The sequence below is a fragment of the Promicromonospora sp. MEB111 genome, assembly GCF_030209445.1.
In the GTDB taxonomy this organism is placed as follows: domain Bacteria; phylum Actinomycetota; class Actinomycetes; order Actinomycetales; family Cellulomonadaceae; genus Promicromonospora.
This window is the reverse complement of sequence record NZ_JARVSD010000018.1, coordinates 48957-67345: the sequence shown is the minus strand read 5'-3', so window position 1 is coordinate 67345 and position 18389 is coordinate 48957. Positions and strand designations below refer to the sequence as shown.

General features: G+C 72.5%; 11 protein-coding genes. 7 read left to right on the top strand and 4 right to left on the bottom strand.

What is annotated here, in order from left to right:
* Positions 1–145: 145 nt before the first annotated feature.
* Entirely contained in the window at positions 146–5104 is a 4959-nt protein-coding gene (locus QRN56_RS21490; protein WP_285106691.1) for an MSCRAMM family protein, read from the bottom strand.
* 95 nt (positions 5105–5199) lie between these two features.
* A complete protein-coding gene (locus QRN56_RS21485; protein WP_285106690.1) occupies positions 5200–5871 on the bottom strand; it encodes a GAP family protein in 672 nt (223 codons plus the stop codon).
* Between the two features lie 235 nt (positions 5872–6106).
* Here QRN56_RS21485 and QRN56_RS21480 point away from each other — a divergent pair, with 235 nt between their 5' ends.
* From QRN56_RS21480 to QRN56_RS21460, 5 genes are all read left to right on the top strand, one after another.
* On the top strand, positions 6107–6679 hold the full coding sequence (locus tag QRN56_RS21480; protein WP_285106689.1) for a TM7S3/TM198-like domain-containing protein: 573 nt from the start codon (positions 6107–6109) through the stop codon (positions 6677–6679).
* Positions 6680–6788: 109 nt separating this feature from the next.
* The gene (locus tag QRN56_RS21475; RefSeq protein ID WP_285106687.1) at positions 6789–8483 is read left to right on the top strand and encodes a SulP family inorganic anion transporter; all 1695 of its coding nucleotides are present in this window, start codon (positions 6789–6791) and stop codon (positions 8481–8483) included.
* A 95-nt stretch (positions 8484–8578) separates the two neighbouring features.
* The gene (locus QRN56_RS21470; protein WP_285106686.1) at positions 8579–9079 is read left to right on the top strand and encodes a DUF1269 domain-containing protein; all 501 of its coding nucleotides are present in this window, start codon (positions 8579–8581) and stop codon (positions 9077–9079) included.
* Between the two features lie 17 nt (positions 9080–9096).
* Positions 9097–9567, top strand: coding sequence for a DUF7144 family membrane protein (locus QRN56_RS21465; RefSeq protein WP_285106684.1), 471 nt, complete (start codon positions 9097–9099; stop codon positions 9565–9567).
* 203 nt (positions 9568–9770) lie between these two features.
* The gene (locus QRN56_RS21460; RefSeq protein WP_285106682.1) at positions 9771–12527 is read left to right on the top strand and encodes a LuxR family transcriptional regulator; all 2757 of its coding nucleotides are present in this window, start codon (positions 9771–9773) and stop codon (positions 12525–12527) included.
* A 9-nt stretch (positions 12528–12536) separates the two neighbouring features.
* On the opposite strand, the gene QRN56_RS21455 is transcribed toward QRN56_RS21460, so the two are convergent.
* Positions 12537–14882 (bottom strand): arylsulfatase, encoded by a 2346-nt coding sequence (locus QRN56_RS21455; RefSeq protein ID WP_285106680.1) that lies wholly within the window; start codon positions 14880–14882, stop codon positions 12537–12539.
* Between the two features lie 114 nt (positions 14883–14996).
* Between QRN56_RS21455 and QRN56_RS21450 the strand changes: the two genes are divergently transcribed.
* Together QRN56_RS21450 and QRN56_RS21445 are read left to right on the top strand one after the other, a co-directional pair.
* Positions 14997–16718, top strand: coding sequence for a SulP family inorganic anion transporter (locus tag QRN56_RS21450; RefSeq protein WP_285106678.1), 1722 nt, complete (start codon positions 14997–14999; stop codon positions 16716–16718).
* A complete protein-coding gene (locus tag QRN56_RS21445) occupies positions 16715–17884 on the top strand; it encodes an AI-2E family transporter (RefSeq protein ID WP_285106676.1) in 1170 nt (389 codons plus the stop codon). Before QRN56_RS21450 ends, QRN56_RS21445 begins: the two co-directional genes overlap by 4 nt.
* A 1-nt stretch (position 17885) precedes the next feature.
* Here QRN56_RS21445 and QRN56_RS21440 read toward each other — a convergent pair whose 3' ends face one another.
* On the bottom strand, positions 17886–18290 hold the full coding sequence (locus QRN56_RS21440; RefSeq protein WP_285106674.1) for an SPFH domain-containing protein: 405 nt from the start codon (positions 18288–18290) through the stop codon (positions 17886–17888).
* Positions 18291–18389 lie beyond the last annotated feature (99 nt).

Below are 18389 nucleotides of genomic sequence, written 5' to 3'. Positions count from 1 at the left end.
CCACTTCGAGGCCCTTTGCCCCACCCTGCTCCACAGTCACATTCGGCACCGGCACATATTCACCCGGGATGCCGCATTCCGCATGCGTCGGGTGTCATACGGGAACACCGGTCCGGCGAAGCGCGCGGTGCACCGTTCGACGCCGTCACGAGCCGGGCTGGGACCTCCGGCGCGCCCGCGCCCCGAGCAGGAGGGCGACGCCCAGCGTCAGGAACACCACCATCGCCGACAGCACGCCGCCCAGGTCGGCCCCGGTCGGTGAGAGCCCCGCCCCCGGGGCACCCGCCGGCGGAGCAGCCGGGTCGTCGTCCGGCGGAGGAACAGGCGTCGGGGTCGGCGCCGGCGTCGGGGTGGGGGTCGGCGTCGGAGTCGGGGCCGGCACCCCGTTCTCGAACGCGCAGGTCAGAACACTGGTCAGGCCGACGTCCACGGTCACGCCCCCGTCGGTGTCCGCCTGCCCGTCGGCACCCGTGCACCCCGCGGCGGTGAGCTGCCAGCCGTCCGCCTGCACCTCGGTGATCGAGTACGACCGGCCCGGCTCGAGCTCCGGGAGGTCCACGGTGCCGGTCCCGCCGGACGTGGTCACCGGGATCGTCACGGGATCGCCGTCCGGCAGCGGGGTCACGACGAGGTCGAACGTGCCGTCACCGCCGACGGTGGTCTTGGTCAGCATGCCGGTCACCGCGTCGGCGGTGTTGGTCACCGCGCACCCCGCTGACGCCCCCGGCCGGGCCACGAGCTGGAACCCGTCCGCGTCGGGATCGGCGTCCTCCGCACCCGTGCAGGTCACGGCGCCCGGCGTCCACCCGGCGCCCGGTTCCACCTCCGCGATCGTGTACTCGGTGCCGGGCACCAGCTCCGACCACGACACCGACCCCGGTCCCGTGCCGCTGCCCGAGACGGTCTGCGTCGCGGGCTCGGCGGCGTCGTCCGGCGAGATCGTCAGGTCGAACGACCACTCCAGGAGCGGACCTGCGCCCTCGACCGTCTTGGTCACGGACACGTCGGCCGGGGCCGCGGTGTTGACCGCCTCGCACGACACGACCAGCCCCGGCGTCACCGTGAACTGGAACCCGGCGGTCCCGGGGTCCTCGTCGGCCGTACCGGAGCACGTCAGCTCCGCCGTCCAGCCGGCGCCCGGTCCGGGTTCGTCCAGGCTGTAGGACGCGCCCGTCTCCAGGTCCGCCCAGGTCGCCGTGGGCTCCTGGTCGCTCACCGTCGCGGTGTCGGGCCCGTCCGGACCGGTCAGCACCAGGTCGAACGCCCACGGGGCGCCCTCGGCCCAGCCCGCGACCGTCTTGCCGACGGTGATGCTGCCGGGCACGGCGGTGTTCGCGAACGTGCACAGCACGGTCTCGCCCAGGCCCACGTCGACCGTGACGTCCGGGACGTCGACCACCACGTCCCCGCCCGAACCCGTGCAGGTGATGTCGGTCAGCGTCCACCCGGGCACAGGGTCCTCGCCGACCTGGTAGGCCCCCGGCTCCACCGGCCCGGTCGCGAACGGCTCGTCCGTGTCGGTGAGGGCGAAGGCCTCGCCGGCGTCCCCGGCCGGCCCCCAGGTGAAGCCGAACTCCTGCGGCGAACCCGCCGGGCTCGTCTGCTTGTCGACCAGGAGCATCCCCCACGGCGCGTTCGTGTACGTGCACGTCACCGTCTCGCCCGGGTCCAGCTCGATCGAACCCACCAGCCCGGCCGCGCCCGAGGCGACGCCGTCCGGGTCACCGTCCACACAGGTCAGGTCGGTGGTCTCGAACCCGTCCTGCGGCACCTCGGTCACCGTGTAGGAGCCGGGGTCCACGTCGGCGAACGTCTGCGTGCCCACTCCGTCCTCGGTCACGATCGAGAACTCCGGCGGGTCCTGCCAGTCGCCCGTGAAGTCGAACTCGCCGTCGCCGTCCGTGACGGCCTTGGCCACCACGATCGTGCCCGTCCGGGTGTTCTCGCCGCGGCAGTCCCCGACGTCTCCCGGGTTCACCGAGAACTCGCTCAGGTCCTCGATCACGACCGGACCACCGCCGTCGGCCGGGGTGATCGTGCAGGTCAGGTCGCCCTCGATCCATCCGTCGGCGTCGGACTCGACCAGCGAGTACCGCACCCCGGGGACGATCTGGGGCAGCTCGACCGTCACGGTGCCGTCGGTCGTCGTGACCGGCACCGTCGCCAGGTCGACCGCGCCGTCGAGGTCCGTGAGCACGTACTCGAACGACCCGTCGCCGCCCACTGCGGTCTTGGTCAGCGTTCCGCTCCCCTGCACCGCGCTGTTGACGAACGTGCACGTCAGGTCCTGGCCGACCGGGGCGACGAACTGCAGGCCAGGACTGTCCGGCTCGATGTCGGTGATCCCGGCGCAGTCGGTCTGCGCCGTCCATCCCGGGACCTGCGCCTCGGTGATGGAGTAGGTCTGCCCCGGCAGCAGCCCGGACCAGGTCACGATCTCCCCGGACTGCCCCGTGCCCGAGACCGTCTGGGGCGAGGTCCCGCCCTCGGGGAGCGGGTCGATGCTGAGGTCGAACTCCCACGGCAGCTCGCCCCCGATCGCCGTCGCCACCTTGGCCACGCTGACGGACGACGGCGTCACGGTGTTCTCGGCCCCGCACGTCAGCGCCTGGCCTGGCGTGAGCTGGACCTGGAACCCCGGCGCGCCGTCGAGGTCGGTGAGCCCGTCGCAGGCGATCTCGCCCCGGGTCCAGCCGGCGGGCGTCTCGCCTGCCTCCCGCAGCGTGTACACCGCGCCCGGCACGACGTCCGCCCAGTCGACGGTCGGCGCCTGCGCCGTCGCCGACCTGGTCACGACGGTGCCCTGGGCGTCGACCAGCTCGAAGTCGAAGGACCACTCGAGGCCGGTGCCCGCGCCGGCCACCGTCTTGGTGAGCGACACCGAGGCCGGGGCGGCCGTGTTGGTCACGAAGCAGACGATGACGCCGCTCTCGGGCAGGTCGATCTCGACACCGCGCCCGTCGTCCGTGGGCGTCCAGAACTCGTCGTTGCAGTCCAGGTCCGTCAGCGCCCAGCCGGGTTCGTCCGCGGGCTCGGTGACCGTGTAGACGCCCTCGGTCAGCCCCTGGAACGACTGCAGCGCGACGTTCGGCGGCTCGGAGTTCCCGTTGAGGGTGAACGCTGTGGGGTCGCCGTCGGGCGGCGTGAAGACGAAGTCGAACTCCTGGTCGAACTCGACGGGCACGGTCCGTTTGATCACCGTGACGGAGCCGGGCAGCGTGTTGGTGAAGAAGCACCGTACGGTCTCGCCGGGCAGGACCGTGAGGTCGATGGCGCGCGTCGCCGGGTCGCCTGAGTGGTCGGCGCCGCCGTAGGTGCAGGAGAGGTCCGCCAGCAGCGTCGCCGGGTCGCCGTCGTCGGCCAGCTCCTCGATCGTGTACGTCCCCGCCGGGACGTCGGTGATGACCTCCTCGTACAGCGTCCCGTCCCCCTGCTCGACGTCGATGGAGAACTCCTCGCCGCCCGGGATGTCGCTGGTGAAGTCGAACGTCCGCCCGTCCACGCCGTGCGCCTCCTTGGAGACGATCACCGTGCCGAGCTGCGTGTTCGTGAACGTGCACTCGATGTTCTCGCCGGCCACGGGAACGACCGTCGCCGACCGCTCGTCCTGGGTGAACGCGGACGTGCAGTCGATCTCCGGCGGCAGCCACCCCGCCGCCTCGGCCTCCGCCAGCGTCACGGGCTGGCCCGTCGGCACCGGGAACGAGGCGCTCTCGCCGTCGCTCAGCGTCACCGGGTCCTGACCGGTGACGTCGAACGAGAAGTCTCCGGCGGCGCCGTCGGGCTCGGTCTGCTTGGTGACCGTCACGACGGCGGCGGAGTTGCTGATCACGCAGTCCGTCGTGTTCCCCGGGGTGACAGGGAACCGGTCCGACGGGTCGTCGAGCACGTACTGCTCGGGTGGCCCGCCCGCCGCCGGGATCACGGTGCACACGAGCGACTGCAGGGTCCAGGGCGGCGGGATGTCGGTCTCCGCGAGCGAGAAGGCCGACCCGGCCAGCACCCCGGTGTACGTGGCGGTCTCCCCGCTCGCGACGGTGCCGGTCAGGGTCTCGACCACCGGCGGGCCGGGAAGCACCGGTCCGGTGTCGCTGTCCACGGTGAACCCGAACTCGTCGTCGCTGCCGGTGATCGCCGGGGTGGTCTCCTTGGTGACGGTGAGGGAACCGCAGTTGGCGATGCTCAGGCGGTCCGGGCCGTGGTCGGCGAAGTCCTGGATGTTCGCCTGGGGCGAGTTGCCCGTCCGCGTGAACATCTCGGAGACCTCGAAGCTGGCGCACTGCGCCGGCGAGAACAGGCCGGCGGTGTTCAGGTCGATCGCGAACTCGCCGAACGTCTCCAACGGCTGGTTGGTCAGCGGCGGACCCTCGCTGCGCACCCCGACGGCCCAGTCGAAGTCGACGGTGCCGGGCTGGGCCGTCCAGGTCCCCGCACCGAGGACGTTCGCGCAGCCGTCGCCGGCCGCCGGGGTCCACCGGCGGACGACGGCCGTCGTACCCCCGGACGCGTAGTCGAACTCCAGGAGCACGTCGTCGCACCGGCCGGGCTGCGGCCCCTCGAGGTTCTGGAAGATGCTGACCTCGCCGTTGCCCACGTGGCGCGTCCAGTACCCGTAGAGGATCGTGTGCGGGGCGCCCGACGGGTCGGTGACGACCTCCACGCCGTACCCGGTCGAGCACAGGTCGCCCTTGTCGTTCGGGTTGGCCGACCCGGGACTCCACGGGTTGGTGGCCGGGTTCTGGCTCGGCGGCGCGCCGGTCTCGTCCGGATCGGCGTCGCACGCGTTGGTGGCGGAGCCGTTGTCCCAGCGGAAGCCGGCCTGGACGATCCCCGTCGAGCTGTTCCCCTGGGCGGTGACGTACGGCCCTGTCGGCTCGAACGTGAAGCTGCTGTCCGGCTGCACGTCGGTGATGAAGTCACCCCAGCGGAACGTGTCGGGCGGGCTCGCCGGGGCGGTGGTGCCGTCGAGCACCATCCCGGTCTGCAGGCCGGACGGCTGCAGCGTCGCGGCGACGGCACGCGCCGGGGCCAGGACGGGCACCACGACCGCGCCCGCCAGGGAGACAGCCGCCAGAGCTGCCAGGAATGCTCGCCTGCCGATCATGCAAGGACCCCTCGGAGTTCAGGTCGAACGAGTCAGCGGATGCGCCCGACGCTACGAATGGGTTCCCCGGGCTACCACCTCAGAGAATGCGGATTTCATAGGACGGAAATCCCGTCACCCAGCATCTTCGCACCGATAACCAGCAGAAGGACGGCCATGATCGCCGCGTTGTTGTGGATCATCCACGTCTTCAGCTCGTCGAGGACCGCCGCGGCCCGGTCACCCATGGCGAAGTAGATGACGACGGGCGTGACGACGCCGGCGCTGGCCACCACGGCGAACACGAGCGCCGCGACGAGGGTCGCGCTCGTGTCGTCGGGTGCCGCGGCGGCGATGGCGGCGCCGCCGGAGACGACCAGGAGCAGGTTCTTCGGGTTGACCGTGCCGAGCAGCACGGCGAGCCCCGCGGAGCGCACCGGCGTGAACTGCTCGATCGCGGACATCCACCTCGGCGCCGGCGGCTCGGCGTCGCCACGGGGCCGGCCGCGCCACTGGCGGACGCTCACCAGGAGCAGCAGCACGCCGAGGACGATCTTGAGCCAGCCGGTCCAGGCGGCCGGCCCGTCGTCGTCGGACGTGGCGGAGCCCGTGAGCAGCGCGACGACGCCGACCAGGACGAGGACCGCCAGGAACCAGGCGACGACGAAGGCCAGCGCGTTGGCGCGCGCCCGATCGCTGACGAGCATCAGCACCACCGCGACGATCGGCAGGGGGCTGACGAGCACGCCCACGGCGACAGGCAGCGACTGACCGATCGCGGCACCCACGAGACCACCTCCGTCCGGGACCGGACCGACCGGCCGTGCGGCCGAGGCTAGGTTCCGGCGACGAGGGCGCGGTCACCCGAACAGGGTGACCACCCGGGCGCGCCGGCCGCCGACGATGAGGTGTGACCGACAACGATCTCCCTGCGCTCCCCGCGTCGCGGGCACGCCGGGCCGCCGGAACGTGGGCGAGGCAGGAGGGCGCCGTGCCGCCACCCGATCCTGGTGCGGGCACCTGATGTCCGCCCTTGCCGCCATCCTCGTCGGGCTGGTCCTGTGCCTGGCAGGAACCCGCTCGGTCCGCCTCGCCGTGTTCACGGCGGGCTTCGGCGTGGCCTGGACCCTCGCCGAGGCGATGAACGCCGACACGGGCACCGTGCTGCTGGTCGCCCTGGGTGGCGGGGTGCTGGCGTTCACGCTGACGCTGATCGCCGCCCGGTTCCTCTTCTTCGTCGGCGGCCTGTGCGTCGGCGCGGTGATCGGCGCCAAGCTGTTCGTGCTCGTCCAGGGCGGCAGCGCCGACGTGCTCCTGGCCGTGATCGTCGTGCCCGCGGTGGCCTTCGTGTGCGCGCTGCTCGCCCGCCGGTACCAGCGGCCGTTCCTCGTCTGGGCGACGGCGATCGGCGGCGCGGCGCTGGTGCTCTCGGGCGTGGGGCGCCTCTGGGCCGACGCCGCAGGCGAGCTCTGGCGGCCCGACTCGACGGCGGGCGTCGTCCTGTCCCTGGCGGTCTGGGCCGCGCTCGCGGTCGTCGGACGCACCGTCCAGCGGCGCGGCTCGACGGGGTCCGCGAACGGTCAGGCGGGTTCCTAGCGCCCACCGGGGCACCACCAGGGGCGTCACCCCTTCCGGGTGACCTGGGGCGCCACCGCCCTTGCCTACGGTCTGCCCAGACCCGGCACCACGGAGAGGGGAACCGTCCGTGACCAGATTCCTCGCACCGTCGTTCTCGGGCTACCGGCGCACGTCGGTGCGCCCGGACCTCCTGGCCGGCCTCGCGGTCTGGGCGGTGCTGGTCCCCGAGTCGCTCGCCTACGCCGCGATCGCCGGTGTGCCCCCGGTGGTCGGCCTCTACGCCGCGGTGCCCGCCCTGGCGCTCTACGCCCTCGCCGGCACCTCCCGCCAGCTCGTCGTGTCGCCGATGTCGGCCACGGCCGCGCTCTCGGCCGGGATCGTGGCGGGCATCGCGGGCGACGGCGACCCCGTGGCGCTGACCACCGCGCTCGCCCTGGCCACCGGGATCGTGGCGGTCCTCGCGGGCCTGCTCCGCCTGGGCTTCCTCGCCGCCTTCATCTCCGAGCCCGTGCTCAAGGGCTTCATCATCGGCCTCGCGCTGACGATCATGATCGGCCAGGTCCCCGACCTGATCGGGGTCGACGGCGGCTCCGGCAACTTCTTCCAGAAGACGTGGGCCGTGCTGGGGCAGCTCGGCGACATCGACGCGCTCACCATCGTCGTCGGCCTGGCGAGCCTCGCCGCCCTCGTCGTCCTGCGCCGCACGATGCCGCTGCTGCCCGGCTCGCTCGTCGTGGTGCTCCTGGCGATCGGCGCCACCGTCCTGTTCGGGCTCGACGACCGCGGCCTGGCCGTCGTCGGGCACATCGACGCCGGTCTGCCGCAGGCCGGGATCCCCGACGTGACCGGGCCCGAGTTCGCGGAGATACTGGGCGGCGCCGTGGGCCTGATGCTGGTCGGCTTCGCCGAGGGCCTCGGGGCGGCCAAGACCTATGCCGCGGGCCAGGGCTACGACATCGACCCCAACCGCGAGCTCGTCGGCCTGGGGCTGTCCAACCTCGGCTCCGGGTTCCTGTCCGGCATGGTCGTCAACGGGAGCCTGTCGAAGACCGCGGTGAGCGCCGGCGCCGGCGCCCGCTCCCAGTTCTCGGCCCTGACGGCCGCGGTGCTGACCGTCGTCACCCTCCTGTTCCTGACCGGCCTCTTCGAGCGGCTGCCCGAGGCGACGCTGGCCGCCGTCGTGGTGGCCGCCGTCGTCGAGCTGGTCGACGTGCGGTCGCTGCGCCGCCTGTGGCGCGTCCGGACGAGCCGCATGGCGCGCGTCTACCAGGTCACCGCCCGGGCCGACTTCATGGGGGCGGCGGCCGCCCTGCTGGGCGTCCTGGTCTTCGAGACGCTGCCCGGGCTCGTCATCGGCATCGCCGTGTCCCTGATCCTGCTGCTCGCCCGGACCTCGCGGCCCCGCATCGCGACCCTGGCGCCCGTCGGCGACGAGCCCGGCCGGCCCTGGGTGGACGCCGCCCGCAACCCGCGCTACCCGGCCGTGCCCGGGATCCTCGCCGTCCGCGTCGAGGCACCCCTGCTGTTCGCGAATGCCGAGTACGTGCGGTTCCGCGTGCGGGAGCTGGCGGCGCAGACCCCCGGCCTGCGGCTCGTGGTCCTGGACGGCCGCGCTACGCCGTCCATCGACGTGACGGCAGCCGCGATGCTCGTCCAGCTCCGCTCCGACCTGCAGGGCGACGGGTGCGACCTGGCGCTCGCCGAGGGCATCGGCCAGGTACGCGACGTCCTCGCCCGGATCGGCGCGAAGGGCGAGCCACACCTCTACACCACGCTCGACGACGCCGTCCGGGCCGGCCGCGCCGACCACGGGCCCGCGTGAGCAGGTTCACCGGGAACGGGTGAGGTCAGGGGCTCGCGCGAGCAGTGGAGTAGCAAGGGCCAGCCCACGCGCACGCCAGCCCGAAGGAGCCTCACATGTCCCAGGCCACACTCACCGTCTGGAAGTTCAGGACCAGCGGGGGGGCGGACACCGCATCGAGGACCATCCAGCAGCTCGCCAAGGAGAACCTCATCACGGTCCGCGACGCGGCGACCGTGTACTGGGAGCCCGGGGCCAAGAAGCCCAAGACCCAGCAGCTCGAGTCACTCACCGGCAAGGGTGCCCTCGGCGGCGCCTTCTGGGGGATGCTGTTCGGCCTCCTGTTCTTCGTCCCGCTGCTCGGCGCCGCCATCGGCGCCGCCACGGGCGCCCTGAGCGGCTCCCTCACGGACGTGGGGATCGACGACGGCTTCATCAACCGGGTACGGGACGAGATCACGCCGGGGACATCGGCGCTCTTCATCATGTCCACCGACGCCGTCGTGGACAAGATCCGTGACGCGTTCGCCGGCCAGGAAGCACCCGAGCTCATCTTCACCAACCTCAACACCGAGCAGGAGGCCGCGCTGCGCGAGGTCTTCGGCGAGGCCGACTGACGGACCAAGGAGCGATCATGACCAGTGCACACGAAGCCGGGCCCGACCCGATCCCGGGGTCGTACTATCCCCCCGGAACCTATCCCGGGGCACAGTACGACCCCGGGACCTCGGGGTCCGCCGCGATGACCACCGCGGCGTTCGCCGGGACGATGCTCCTGATCGTGGGTGCGTTCCAGGTTCTCCAGGGGATCGCCGCGCTCGCCTCGAACACCGTGTACGTGTCGGGCGTCGAGTACGTCTACAAGCTCGACATGACGAGCTGGGGCTGGATCCACATCGTCATCGGCGCCATCGCCGTGGCCACCGGGATCGGAGTGCTCGCCGCACAGAAGTGGGCCTATTTTGTCGGAATCATCCTGGCCGTTGTCGCGAGCTTCACGAATTTTGCATTCATACCCTATTACCCCATATGGAGCCTGGTAATTCTCGCGTTCAACATTGCCGTGATCTGGGCGCTGAGCACTCTCCTCGCACGAGGCAATTAGCACGTCCCATCGGGTGAAATAACCATTCCTCATGCGCCGCGGGGCGACGTCGAGCATCATTGTCGGTAAGCGCGTTACGGACAATGAACCGAAGTTCGTGATCTCCGGAAATGCGCGGACATGAGGTCTGGGGCGTTCCTCCGTCCCGGATCGGCGGCTGGGGGGCGGCCGCCACTTCACATTCGAGTGAAGGACGCCGCGGAATGCCTTCGAAACCGAGCACGGTCACCCCGCGCAGCGGGGCCTTCGCACCGCGGGTGCCCCGCCCGGCCCACGCCCCGCGGTCCTCGGAGCGGGCCTACCGCCCGGCCGGGGACCGCGCCACGCCTCACCTGCCACGGATCTACGTCCCTCGGCTGCGGCTGTGGCAGCGGCTCGACGAGGCCGTCGAGGGCTCGGTGACGGTGCTCGTCGCACCGTCGGGAGCCGGCAAGACGCTGGGGGTGGCCGGGTGGCTGCAGCGCTCGGGATCGGCGCGCGCGGGCGACGCCGTCTGGATCTGCGCCGACGACTCGTGGACGGCCGAACGACTCGACGCGACCCTCGACGGCACGGCCGCTCCCGACGAGCAGGGCGGGATGCTGCCGCTGGTCGTGATCGACGACGCCCACCAGCTACCGCCCGCGGCACTGCGCCGCATCGACGAGCGGCTGAACGTCGCCCCGGAGTCCATGCGCGTCCTCCTCCTGAGCCACTGGTTCCTGCCGCTGACCCGGCTCGTCCCGGAGCTCCTCGGCAACTTCACGTTCCTGCGGGGCGACCTGCTGCGGCTGAGCGACGCCGAGAGCGCCTCGCTCGTCTCGGCGCACGCCCGGACCGACGACCCGCGGGTGGTCGAGGCCGTGACGCGGCACGCCGACGGCTGGTGCGCCGCTGCCGTGCTCACCGCCCGCGACCTGAGCGCCGCACCGGACCCGGTGGCCGCCGCCCGCCAGCTCGCCCAGGACGTGACGCCGATCGCGACCCGGGTGGCGGGCGAGGTCTTCAGCACCCTGACGCCGCGGCAGCGGCACCTCCTGCTGTGCATCGCCGGCGACGGCGTGATCAGCGTGCCCGCGGCGGCCCACCTGTCCCACGACCAGCACGCGGGCGAGATCCTCAGCGAGCTGGAGGACACCGGCCTGCTGGTGATGCGCGAGGACTACCGGTGCCCGCCGGCCGCCCCGGCCGCGGAGTCGCCGGCGACCGGCGGCTTCCGGGTCCACCCGCTCCTGGCGGACGTGGTCCAGCGGCGGCTCGCCGTCGGCGGCGTCGACGCCGCCCGGGCCCGCGCCACCGTGATCCGTGCCGTCAAGCTCGACATCGCCCGGGGCAACCTCGCCGAGGCCTTCGCCCGGCTCGTCCGGGTCGGGGCACCCACCGAGGCCGCCGACGTGCTGGCCCAGGACGGGGTGCGCATGGTGCTGAACCAGTGCGAGCACGACGACGTGGGCGAGTTCGTCCGGACCCAGCCCGAGATCGTCGACCACCGGCCGGACATCTGGTTCGCCATCGCGCTCGACTGCTGGATCCGGGACGACCTGGAGGGTGCGCGGCACTGGGGCGACCGCCTGCTGGCGGCCCAGCGACGCTGGTCGCCGTCCTGGTTGGCGGGCGGGCCGGACGGCCTGGACGCGTCGATCGCGTGCGTGCGGCTGTGGCGGGTCGCGCTCGGGCTCGAACCGGCCTATGCCGCCGTCGGCCACGCGAAGCGCGTGGTGGTCGCCTCCCAGACCCGGCCGACCGTGCGCGAGGCCAACGCCGACGTCCTGCCGGTGCTGGCGGCCGAGCTGGGCGCCACGCAGAACTGGCTCGGCGAGCTCACCGAGGCCGAGACCAGCCTGACCCTGGCGGTCAGCCTGTCGCGCAGCCAGGGCCTCGCGCCGCTCGGGGTCAGCGCCCTGAGCCACCTCGCCTTCACCCAGTACATGCGCGGCCGCGAGAGCGCGTGCGTCGAGCTCGCCAACGAGGTGCTCGTGGCCGCGGACGGCCCGGGGGCCCGGACGTCGCGGTTCGTCACGGTGCGGGCGGGTCTCGCCCGGCTGCTCGCGCGGCTGCTCGACGTCCCGTCCGCGACCGGACCGGCCGAGGCGCCGGTCATCGACACGTGCTGCCATGGCGCCGACCTGTGCACCCGCTTCTGGTTCCGCATCTGGGACGCCCGCCAGGCGGTGCTGGCGGGCGACGTCGTCGAGGCGCAGCGGATCCTCGCCACTCCCGGGGAGAGCCCGCACCTGACCGACGACCAGCTCCCCGAGCATCTCCGGGTCGCGCTGCTCGTGGAGCGCGCGTTCGTGGCGACGCTCGCGAGCGACCGCGAGACGCTCAAGTCGCTGCACGCCACTCTCGAGTCCCTCGGCGCCGTCGGCGAGGCGGCGCTCGTGCAGGGGCTGCGCGCCGACCGCGACGGCAACCGCCGGGGAGCGGCGGTCGCGTTCGAGGCCGCCTCGGCGGACGCCACCTACTCCCAGCCGCCCACCCGCGCGCTGGCGCTGGCGTGCGAGGCCCAGCTGCTCGACGCGCTGGGTGACCCGGCGCGCTCCCAGGACTGCCTGGCGGAAGCGATCTCCGCCACCGAGGCCCGCCGGAACGCCTCACCCTTCTTCGGCTGGGCCCGCCAGGGCACACCCATCGCGACTCTGCTGCGCCGCCGGGTCGAGGGGCCCGCCACGCCCTGGGTGCACGAGCTCGCGGCCACGGCGGCCGGACGGCCGGACGTGACGGCCGCCTACGCCTCGACGACCGCGACGCCGCGCGAGCTCGGCGAGGTGAGCCAGGCCCTCGCCCCGCCGGCCCTGAGCCCGCGCGAGCGCGAGGTGCTCAACGAGCTGGCCCGCGGCGCGACCTACGCCGACATCGCCGCCGCGCTGTTCGTCTCGGAGAACACCGTCAAGACGCACGTGTCCAGCCTGTACACCAAGCTCGCGGCGTCCCGCCGGAGCGAGGCGCTCAAGATAGCGCGCAGCTTCCACCTGCTCTGACGACCGGCGTCAGTCGCGGGCCATCGCCGCCCGGAGGTGCGCCTCGGCGTCCACGTAGGCGTCGTCGGCGATGTCGAAGACGACCTTGTGGATGGTCCCGCCCGTGAGCTCGAACCGCGAGCCGGCGTACGCGCTGGAGACGGCGTCCCCGCTGTCGTAGCCGATGCACAGGCCCTCGCCGCACAGCGAGAAGTGGCCCAGCACGGTCCTGATCTCCTGCTCGGCGACCATCTCGTCGTCGATCCAGAGCCGCAGCGGGCCGATCGCCTCCCGGTACTCCCCCGTCCGCTCCTTGGCGAAGTCCACGCCGATGATGTGCCTGCCGCCGCCCGGCAGCGGCGCGGAGACATGGGTCTCGGGCGGTATCCCGAGGAAGTTGTAGGCGTACGTCACGGCGCCGTCCTTGAGGAAGAGCGCGTGGCCGCCGAACCGAGAGCCGTGGGCGAAGACCACGCCCTCGGCGCCCGGGGTGAGGTCCAGCTCGGCCAGCACCTTGTACGAGACGCCGTGGACGTTCGCCGCCGAGCGCTCCGGGACCTCCGACGTCCCGGGGTAGTAGACGTACCGGCCGCTGGGCGGCACGGGGATGTGGAACTCCATCTGCACGAACGTCTCGAAGTCCTTCGGGCTGCCGATGATCTGCAGGTCGTTCAGCGGCAGCACGTCGTTCGCGCGCGCCTCGTCCATCCAGAGCGCCTTGAGCGCCTTGAGCCTGTTGGGGTGCTCGGCCGCGAGGTCGTGCGCCTCGGCCCGGTCGACGTCGGTGTGGAAGAGCTGCCACGTGTCGTTCTCGAACCCGCTCATCCCGGACATGGGACCATGCACCGTGACGGCCTTCCAGCCCTCGTGCCAGATGCCACGGCTGCCGAGCATCTCGTAGTACTGGGTCCGCTTGCGCGTCGGCGCGTCGGGCTCGGCGTCGAAGGTGTAGGCCATGGACACGCCGGACAGCGGGTTCTGCTCGACGCCGTCGTACGTGTGGGGCATCTCGACGCCGCACAGGTCGAGGATGGTCGGGACGATGTCGGTCGAGTGGTGGTACTGGTTGCGCACCTCGCCCCGCGCCCGGATGCCGGCCGGCCAGTGGATCACGAGCGGGTCGCAGACGCCGCCCTGGTAGGTGTAGCGCTTGAACATCCGGTAGGGGGTCGAGAAAGCCATCGCCCAGCCGGTCGGGTAGTGGTTGTAGGTGTTCGGCGTGCCGAGCTCGTCGACCATCGTGAGGTTCTGCGCCTCGTCGTCGGGGTAGCCGCCGAAGATCTTGCCCTCGTTGACCGATCCGTTGGGGCTGCCCTCGCCCGAGGCCCCGTTGTCGGCGCAGTACAGGATGATCGTGTTCTCGAGCTGCCCCGACTCCTCGAGGTAGTCGACGATGCGACCGACCTGGGCGTCGGTGTACTCCGAGAACCCCGCGTAGACCTCCGCCATGCGGCAGAACATCGCCCGCTCCTCGGCGGACAGCTCCACCCACGGCCGCACGAGGTCGGTCTGGGTGAAGGTGCCGTCGGGCATCGGGTTGACGTCGGTGGGCTCGGTGCCCTCCGGAAGGATGCCGCGCTCGATCATCCGTGGCAGCACCCACTCGCGGTAGGCCTCGTAGCCGTCGTCGAACGCACCCTTGTACCTGTCGACGTACTCCTGCGGGGCATGGTGCGGGGCGTGGTTGGCGCCCGGGCAGAACCACAGGTACCAGGGCTTGTCCGGCTCGGTCTGCCTGACGTCCCGGATCATCCGGAGCGCCTGGTCGGCGAGGTCCTTGGAGAGGTGGTAACCCTCCTCCGGGCCGTAGGGCTGGTCGACGTAGTGGTTGTCCTCGGCCAGCGAGGGGTACCAGTTGTTGGTCTCGCCGCCGATGAACCCGTAGAAGCGGTCGTACCCCTGGGCGAGCGGCCAGTTCTTCTTCGAGGCGCCCGAGGTCCACTCGTCGATGGGGACGTTGTGGTTCTTGCCGACCCAGAACGTGCTCCAGCCCGCGTCGCGCAGGACGTTCGCCATGGTCGCGTTCGACGCCGGGATGTGCGAGCTGTAGCCGGGGAACCCCGTCGAGCTCTCCGAGATGGTCGCGAACCCGGTGAGATGGTGGTTGCGCCCCGTGAGGAACGTCGACCGGGTGGGCGAGCACAGCTCGGTCGTGTGCCACTGCGAGTAGGTCAGGCCGCCGGCCGCCAGGCGGTCCATCGTGGGCATCCGGATCCGCCCGCCGTAGGGTGACCAGGCGGCCTGGCCGGTGTCGTCGTACAGCACGACCAGTACGTTCGGGGCGCCCGCCGGCGCCTTCTGCGGGAGGAATGCCTCCCAGTCCCCCTGCGAGTCGCGGACGTCCAGCTCGATCCTGCCCCGGAACTCCCGTGCCATGTCGGTCTCCTCGTCGCCGCGTCACCTGCGTGGATCATCCGCACGCGGCCCGGCCGGTCACCTCACCCGAAGCAGGTGAACACACCACACGAGTCCCCCGCTTGGCTGACCCGTGTGGAAGCGACCTCGGCCCCGCCCCGCTGGCTCGTCCCGTCGCTCCGCGGGTACCGCCGGGCGTGGCTCCGCGCGGACGTCGTCGCGGGGCTCGCCGCCGGGGTCGTCGTCGTGCCGCAGGCCATGGCCTACGCGACCATCGCCGGCCTGCCGGTCTCCGTCGGGCTGTACACCTGCATGGTCCCGGCCCTCCTGTACGGGCTCCTCGGCGGCTCCCGGACGCTGAGCGTGTCCACCACGTCGACGATCGCCGTGCTGACGGCGTCGGCGCTCGCGACGACGGCACCGGACGCGCTGCTCGGGGCCGCCTTCACCCTGACGGCCCTGGTCGGCGTGTGCCTGCTGGCCATGCGGCTGTTCCGGCTCGGCCCGCTCGTGGAGCAGATCAGCCCCGCGACGCTGACCGGGGTGAAGACGGGCGTCGGGCTCACCGTCGCCGTGACACAGCTCCCGACGCTCCTCGGCCTGACGGGAGAGTCCGAGGCCACCGGGTTCTTCGGCCGGCTCGCCGAGACCGTCTCGGCCCTGCCCGAGACGCACGTCCTGACCGCAGCCGTCTCCGTCGGCGCGGTCGCCACCCTGGTCGTCCTGCGGCGCTGGGCACCCCGCGTCCCCGGCGCCCTGGTCGTGGTGGCGGCCTCGATCATGCTGGTGGCGTGGACGGACGTCGAGGAGCGCGGGCTCGCGCTCATCGAGTCCGTGCCGGACGGCCTGCCCGGCGTGAGCCTGCCCGTCTGGGGCGAGGTGGCCGGCCTGGTCCCCGCCGCCCTGGCCATCGCCGTCATGGCCTTCCTGGAGACCGTCCTGGTCGCCCGTGCCCAGCGGCAGCGGTCCGAGCCCGCGATCGACAGCGACCAGGAGCTCCTCGCCGCCGGCTTCGCGGCGCTCGGCGGCGGCCTCAGCCAGAGCCTCCCTCCGGCGGGCGGGTTCTCGCAGAGCGCGGTCAACCTCGGTGCGGGCGCCCGCACCCAGGTGGCCGGTCTCACCACGGCCGCGCTGGCCGTGCTCGTCGCCCTCTTCCTGGGGCCGGTCCTGGACGACCTGCCGGCCGCGACGCTGAGCGCCCTGGTCCTGGTCGCGGTCGTCGGGCTCGTGTCGCCGGCCGAGTACGTGCGGCTGTTCCGGATCGACCCGACGGAGTTCTGGGTGGCCGTGGTCACCACGGCGATCGGGCTCACCGCCGGCCTGCTCCCGGCAGTCGGGGCCGGCGTCGTGCTGACCCTCGGGCTGGTCCTGCGGGGGCTGAGCCGGAACGCCGCACGCCCCCTCTACCCGAAACCCGGCGGCGGCTGGACCCCCAACCCGCCACCCGGCGGCGCCGCGCACCCGCTCCCGGGGCTGGTGCTGCTGCACCTCGACGTGACGATCTACACCGGCAACGCACGGCCCACCCAGGACGCCGTCCTCGCGGCCGTCCTCGGCGCGAAGCCGGCTCCGCGCGCGGTGGTCCTGGAGGGCTCCGCCGTCCGCCAGGTGACGATCCCGCTGCTCGACGCCCTCGAAGGGCTGGACGCCGACCTCGCCCGCGAGGGGACGACGCTCCTGCTGGCGGCGTTCCCGCCGGAGGTGCACCGGCGGGCGCTCGCCTCCCGCTGGTGGGCGGCCGCCGACCAGGACGGCCGCGTCCTGCCGACCGTCGACGCCGCGGTGGTCGCGGCGAACGAGGCGAACGACACCAACGGGACGAGCACCGCGAGCACGGACCGGGAGGCGAGGACATGACGGATCCGGCCGACCGCCCCGGCACCGGCCCACGGCGAGGAGACCCCGCCTCGCGCCGTCCCCCGCGGTGGCTCCCCCGGGCGCTGCTCATGGTGGTCGTGGCCGTCTACCTCGGGGCCTTCGGCTGGTACGCGATCGGCGCCCTGCGCGGGCTCGCGGTCGACGTGCTGATCGCGTTCTTCGTCGCGCTGGCCCTCGAACCCCCGGTGGTCTGGTGCGTCCGGCACGGCTGGCGCCGGGGAGCGGCCGCGGCCGTCGCCCTGCTGGGGTCCCTGCTCCTGGTCGCGGTGGTCCTGGCACTGTTCGGCAACCTCTTCGTCCAGCAGCTCCTCCAGCTCCTGGAGACCGTGCCCGACATCTACGCCGGCCTCCAGGACCGGGTCGCGGAGCAGTTCGACGTCGTCATGCCGGACTCCGACGACCTCCTCCGCGACGTCCTGACTCAGTTCGGCGACGACGTCGCCTCCGGCGCCCTGCTGGTGGGCACCACCCTGGTCGGTGGCGTGTTCGCCGCGCTGACCATCCTGCTGGTGACCTACTACCTGCTCGCGGCAGGTCCACGGCTGCGTGTGGCGGTCTGCCGCTGGCTCACGCCCGCGCGCCAGCAGGAGGTCCTGACGCTGTGGGAGATCACGCAGGTGAAGGTCTCGGACTTCATCAGCTCGCGCGTCGTGCTCGCCGCGCTCTCCAGCGCCTTCACGCTCGTCTTCCTGCTCGTCATGCGCACCCCGTACGCCCTGCCGCTCGCGGTCTTCGTGGGCGTGGTGTCGCAGTTCGTCCCGACGATCGGCACGTACCTGGGCGGCGCGCTGCCGGTCGCCGTGGCGCTGACGTCCCAGGGCCTGCCCCAGGCGCTCGCGGTGCTCGCCTTCATCATCGGCTACCAGCAGCTGGAGAACCTGTACTTCTCCCCGAAGGTCTCCGCGCGGGCCCTGGAGATGAACCCCGCCGTGAGCTTCCTCGTGGTGCTCGGGTTCGGCGCCGTCTTCGGGGCGCTGGGCGCGTTCCTGGCGCTGCCCGTCGCCGCGACGATCCAGGCGACCGCCAACACCTATCTCCGGCGGCACGCACTCATCGAGTCGAGCATGCTGCGGGACCCGAGCAGGTGGCACACGGTCGAGGACGACGACGCCGCGCGCCGCCGTCGCCGCCGGCAGCAGAACTAGCTCAGCAGCCGAGCTCCTCCGTGATCGAGTCGCGCGCGTCCTTCACCGCCGTGGCATCGTCCTTGAGGGAGTCCACCGCTTCGGAGACCGTCGCGTCCCCCTCGATGTCGTTGACGGCCCCGTTGAAGCTCTCCCACGCGTCGTCGAGGGCCTGGCCGCGGTCCTGCGCGACGTCGGACGCGGCCGAGTCGAAGGCCTGCCACGCCTGGCGCACCTCGTCCCGCGCGGACTGCACCTCGGCGACGGTGGCGTCGGGGGTCAGCGTCGTGTCGAAGTTGTCCAGCGCCGTCGAGAGCTCCTCGGCCGCGCTGCAGGCCTGCGCCGTGTTCTCCTCCGGTGTCTCGCTGGAGCACGCGGCCGTTCCCAGGAGGATCAGTCCGACCAGGACCCCTGCTGTCCGCCTCATGTCCACGCCCTTCTGCCGTTGGTACGGGTCGCCCCGTGAGCCTTGTCTGCACGGTCCCTCCGGCGGCGCCGTCCGGCCTCACCCGCGTCGGGTGAGTCC

What these genes read in the sequence shown, in the direction of transcription:
- QRN56_RS21445 (WP_285106676.1), top strand. Translation starts at nt 16,715, where the DNA reads ATGACGGATCCGGCCGACCGCCCCGGCACCGGCCCACGGCGAGGAGAC.
- QRN56_RS21470 (WP_285106686.1), top strand. Translation starts at nt 8,579, where the DNA reads ATGTCCCAGGCCACACTCACCGTCTGGAAGTTCAGGACCAGCGGGGGG.
- QRN56_RS21460 (WP_285106682.1), top strand. Translation starts at nt 9,771, where the DNA reads ATGCCTTCGAAACCGAGCACGGTCACCCCGCGCAGCGGGGCCTTCGCA.
- QRN56_RS21490 (WP_285106691.1), bottom strand. Translation starts at nt 5,104, where the DNA reads ATGATCGGCAGGCGAGCATTCCTGGCAGCTCTGGCGGCTGTCTCCCTG.
- QRN56_RS21440 (WP_285106674.1), bottom strand. Translation starts at nt 18,290, where the DNA reads ATGAGGCGGACAGCAGGGGTCCTGGTCGGACTGATCCTCCTGGGAACG.
- QRN56_RS21480 (WP_285106689.1), top strand. Translation starts at nt 6,107, where the DNA reads ATGTCCGCCCTTGCCGCCATCCTCGTCGGGCTGGTCCTGTGCCTGGCA.
- QRN56_RS21465 (WP_285106684.1), top strand. Translation starts at nt 9,097, where the DNA reads ATGACCAGTGCACACGAAGCCGGGCCCGACCCGATCCCGGGGTCGTAC.
- QRN56_RS21455 (WP_285106680.1), bottom strand. Translation starts at nt 14,882, where the DNA reads ATGGCACGGGAGTTCCGGGGCAGGATCGAGCTGGACGTCCGCGACTCG.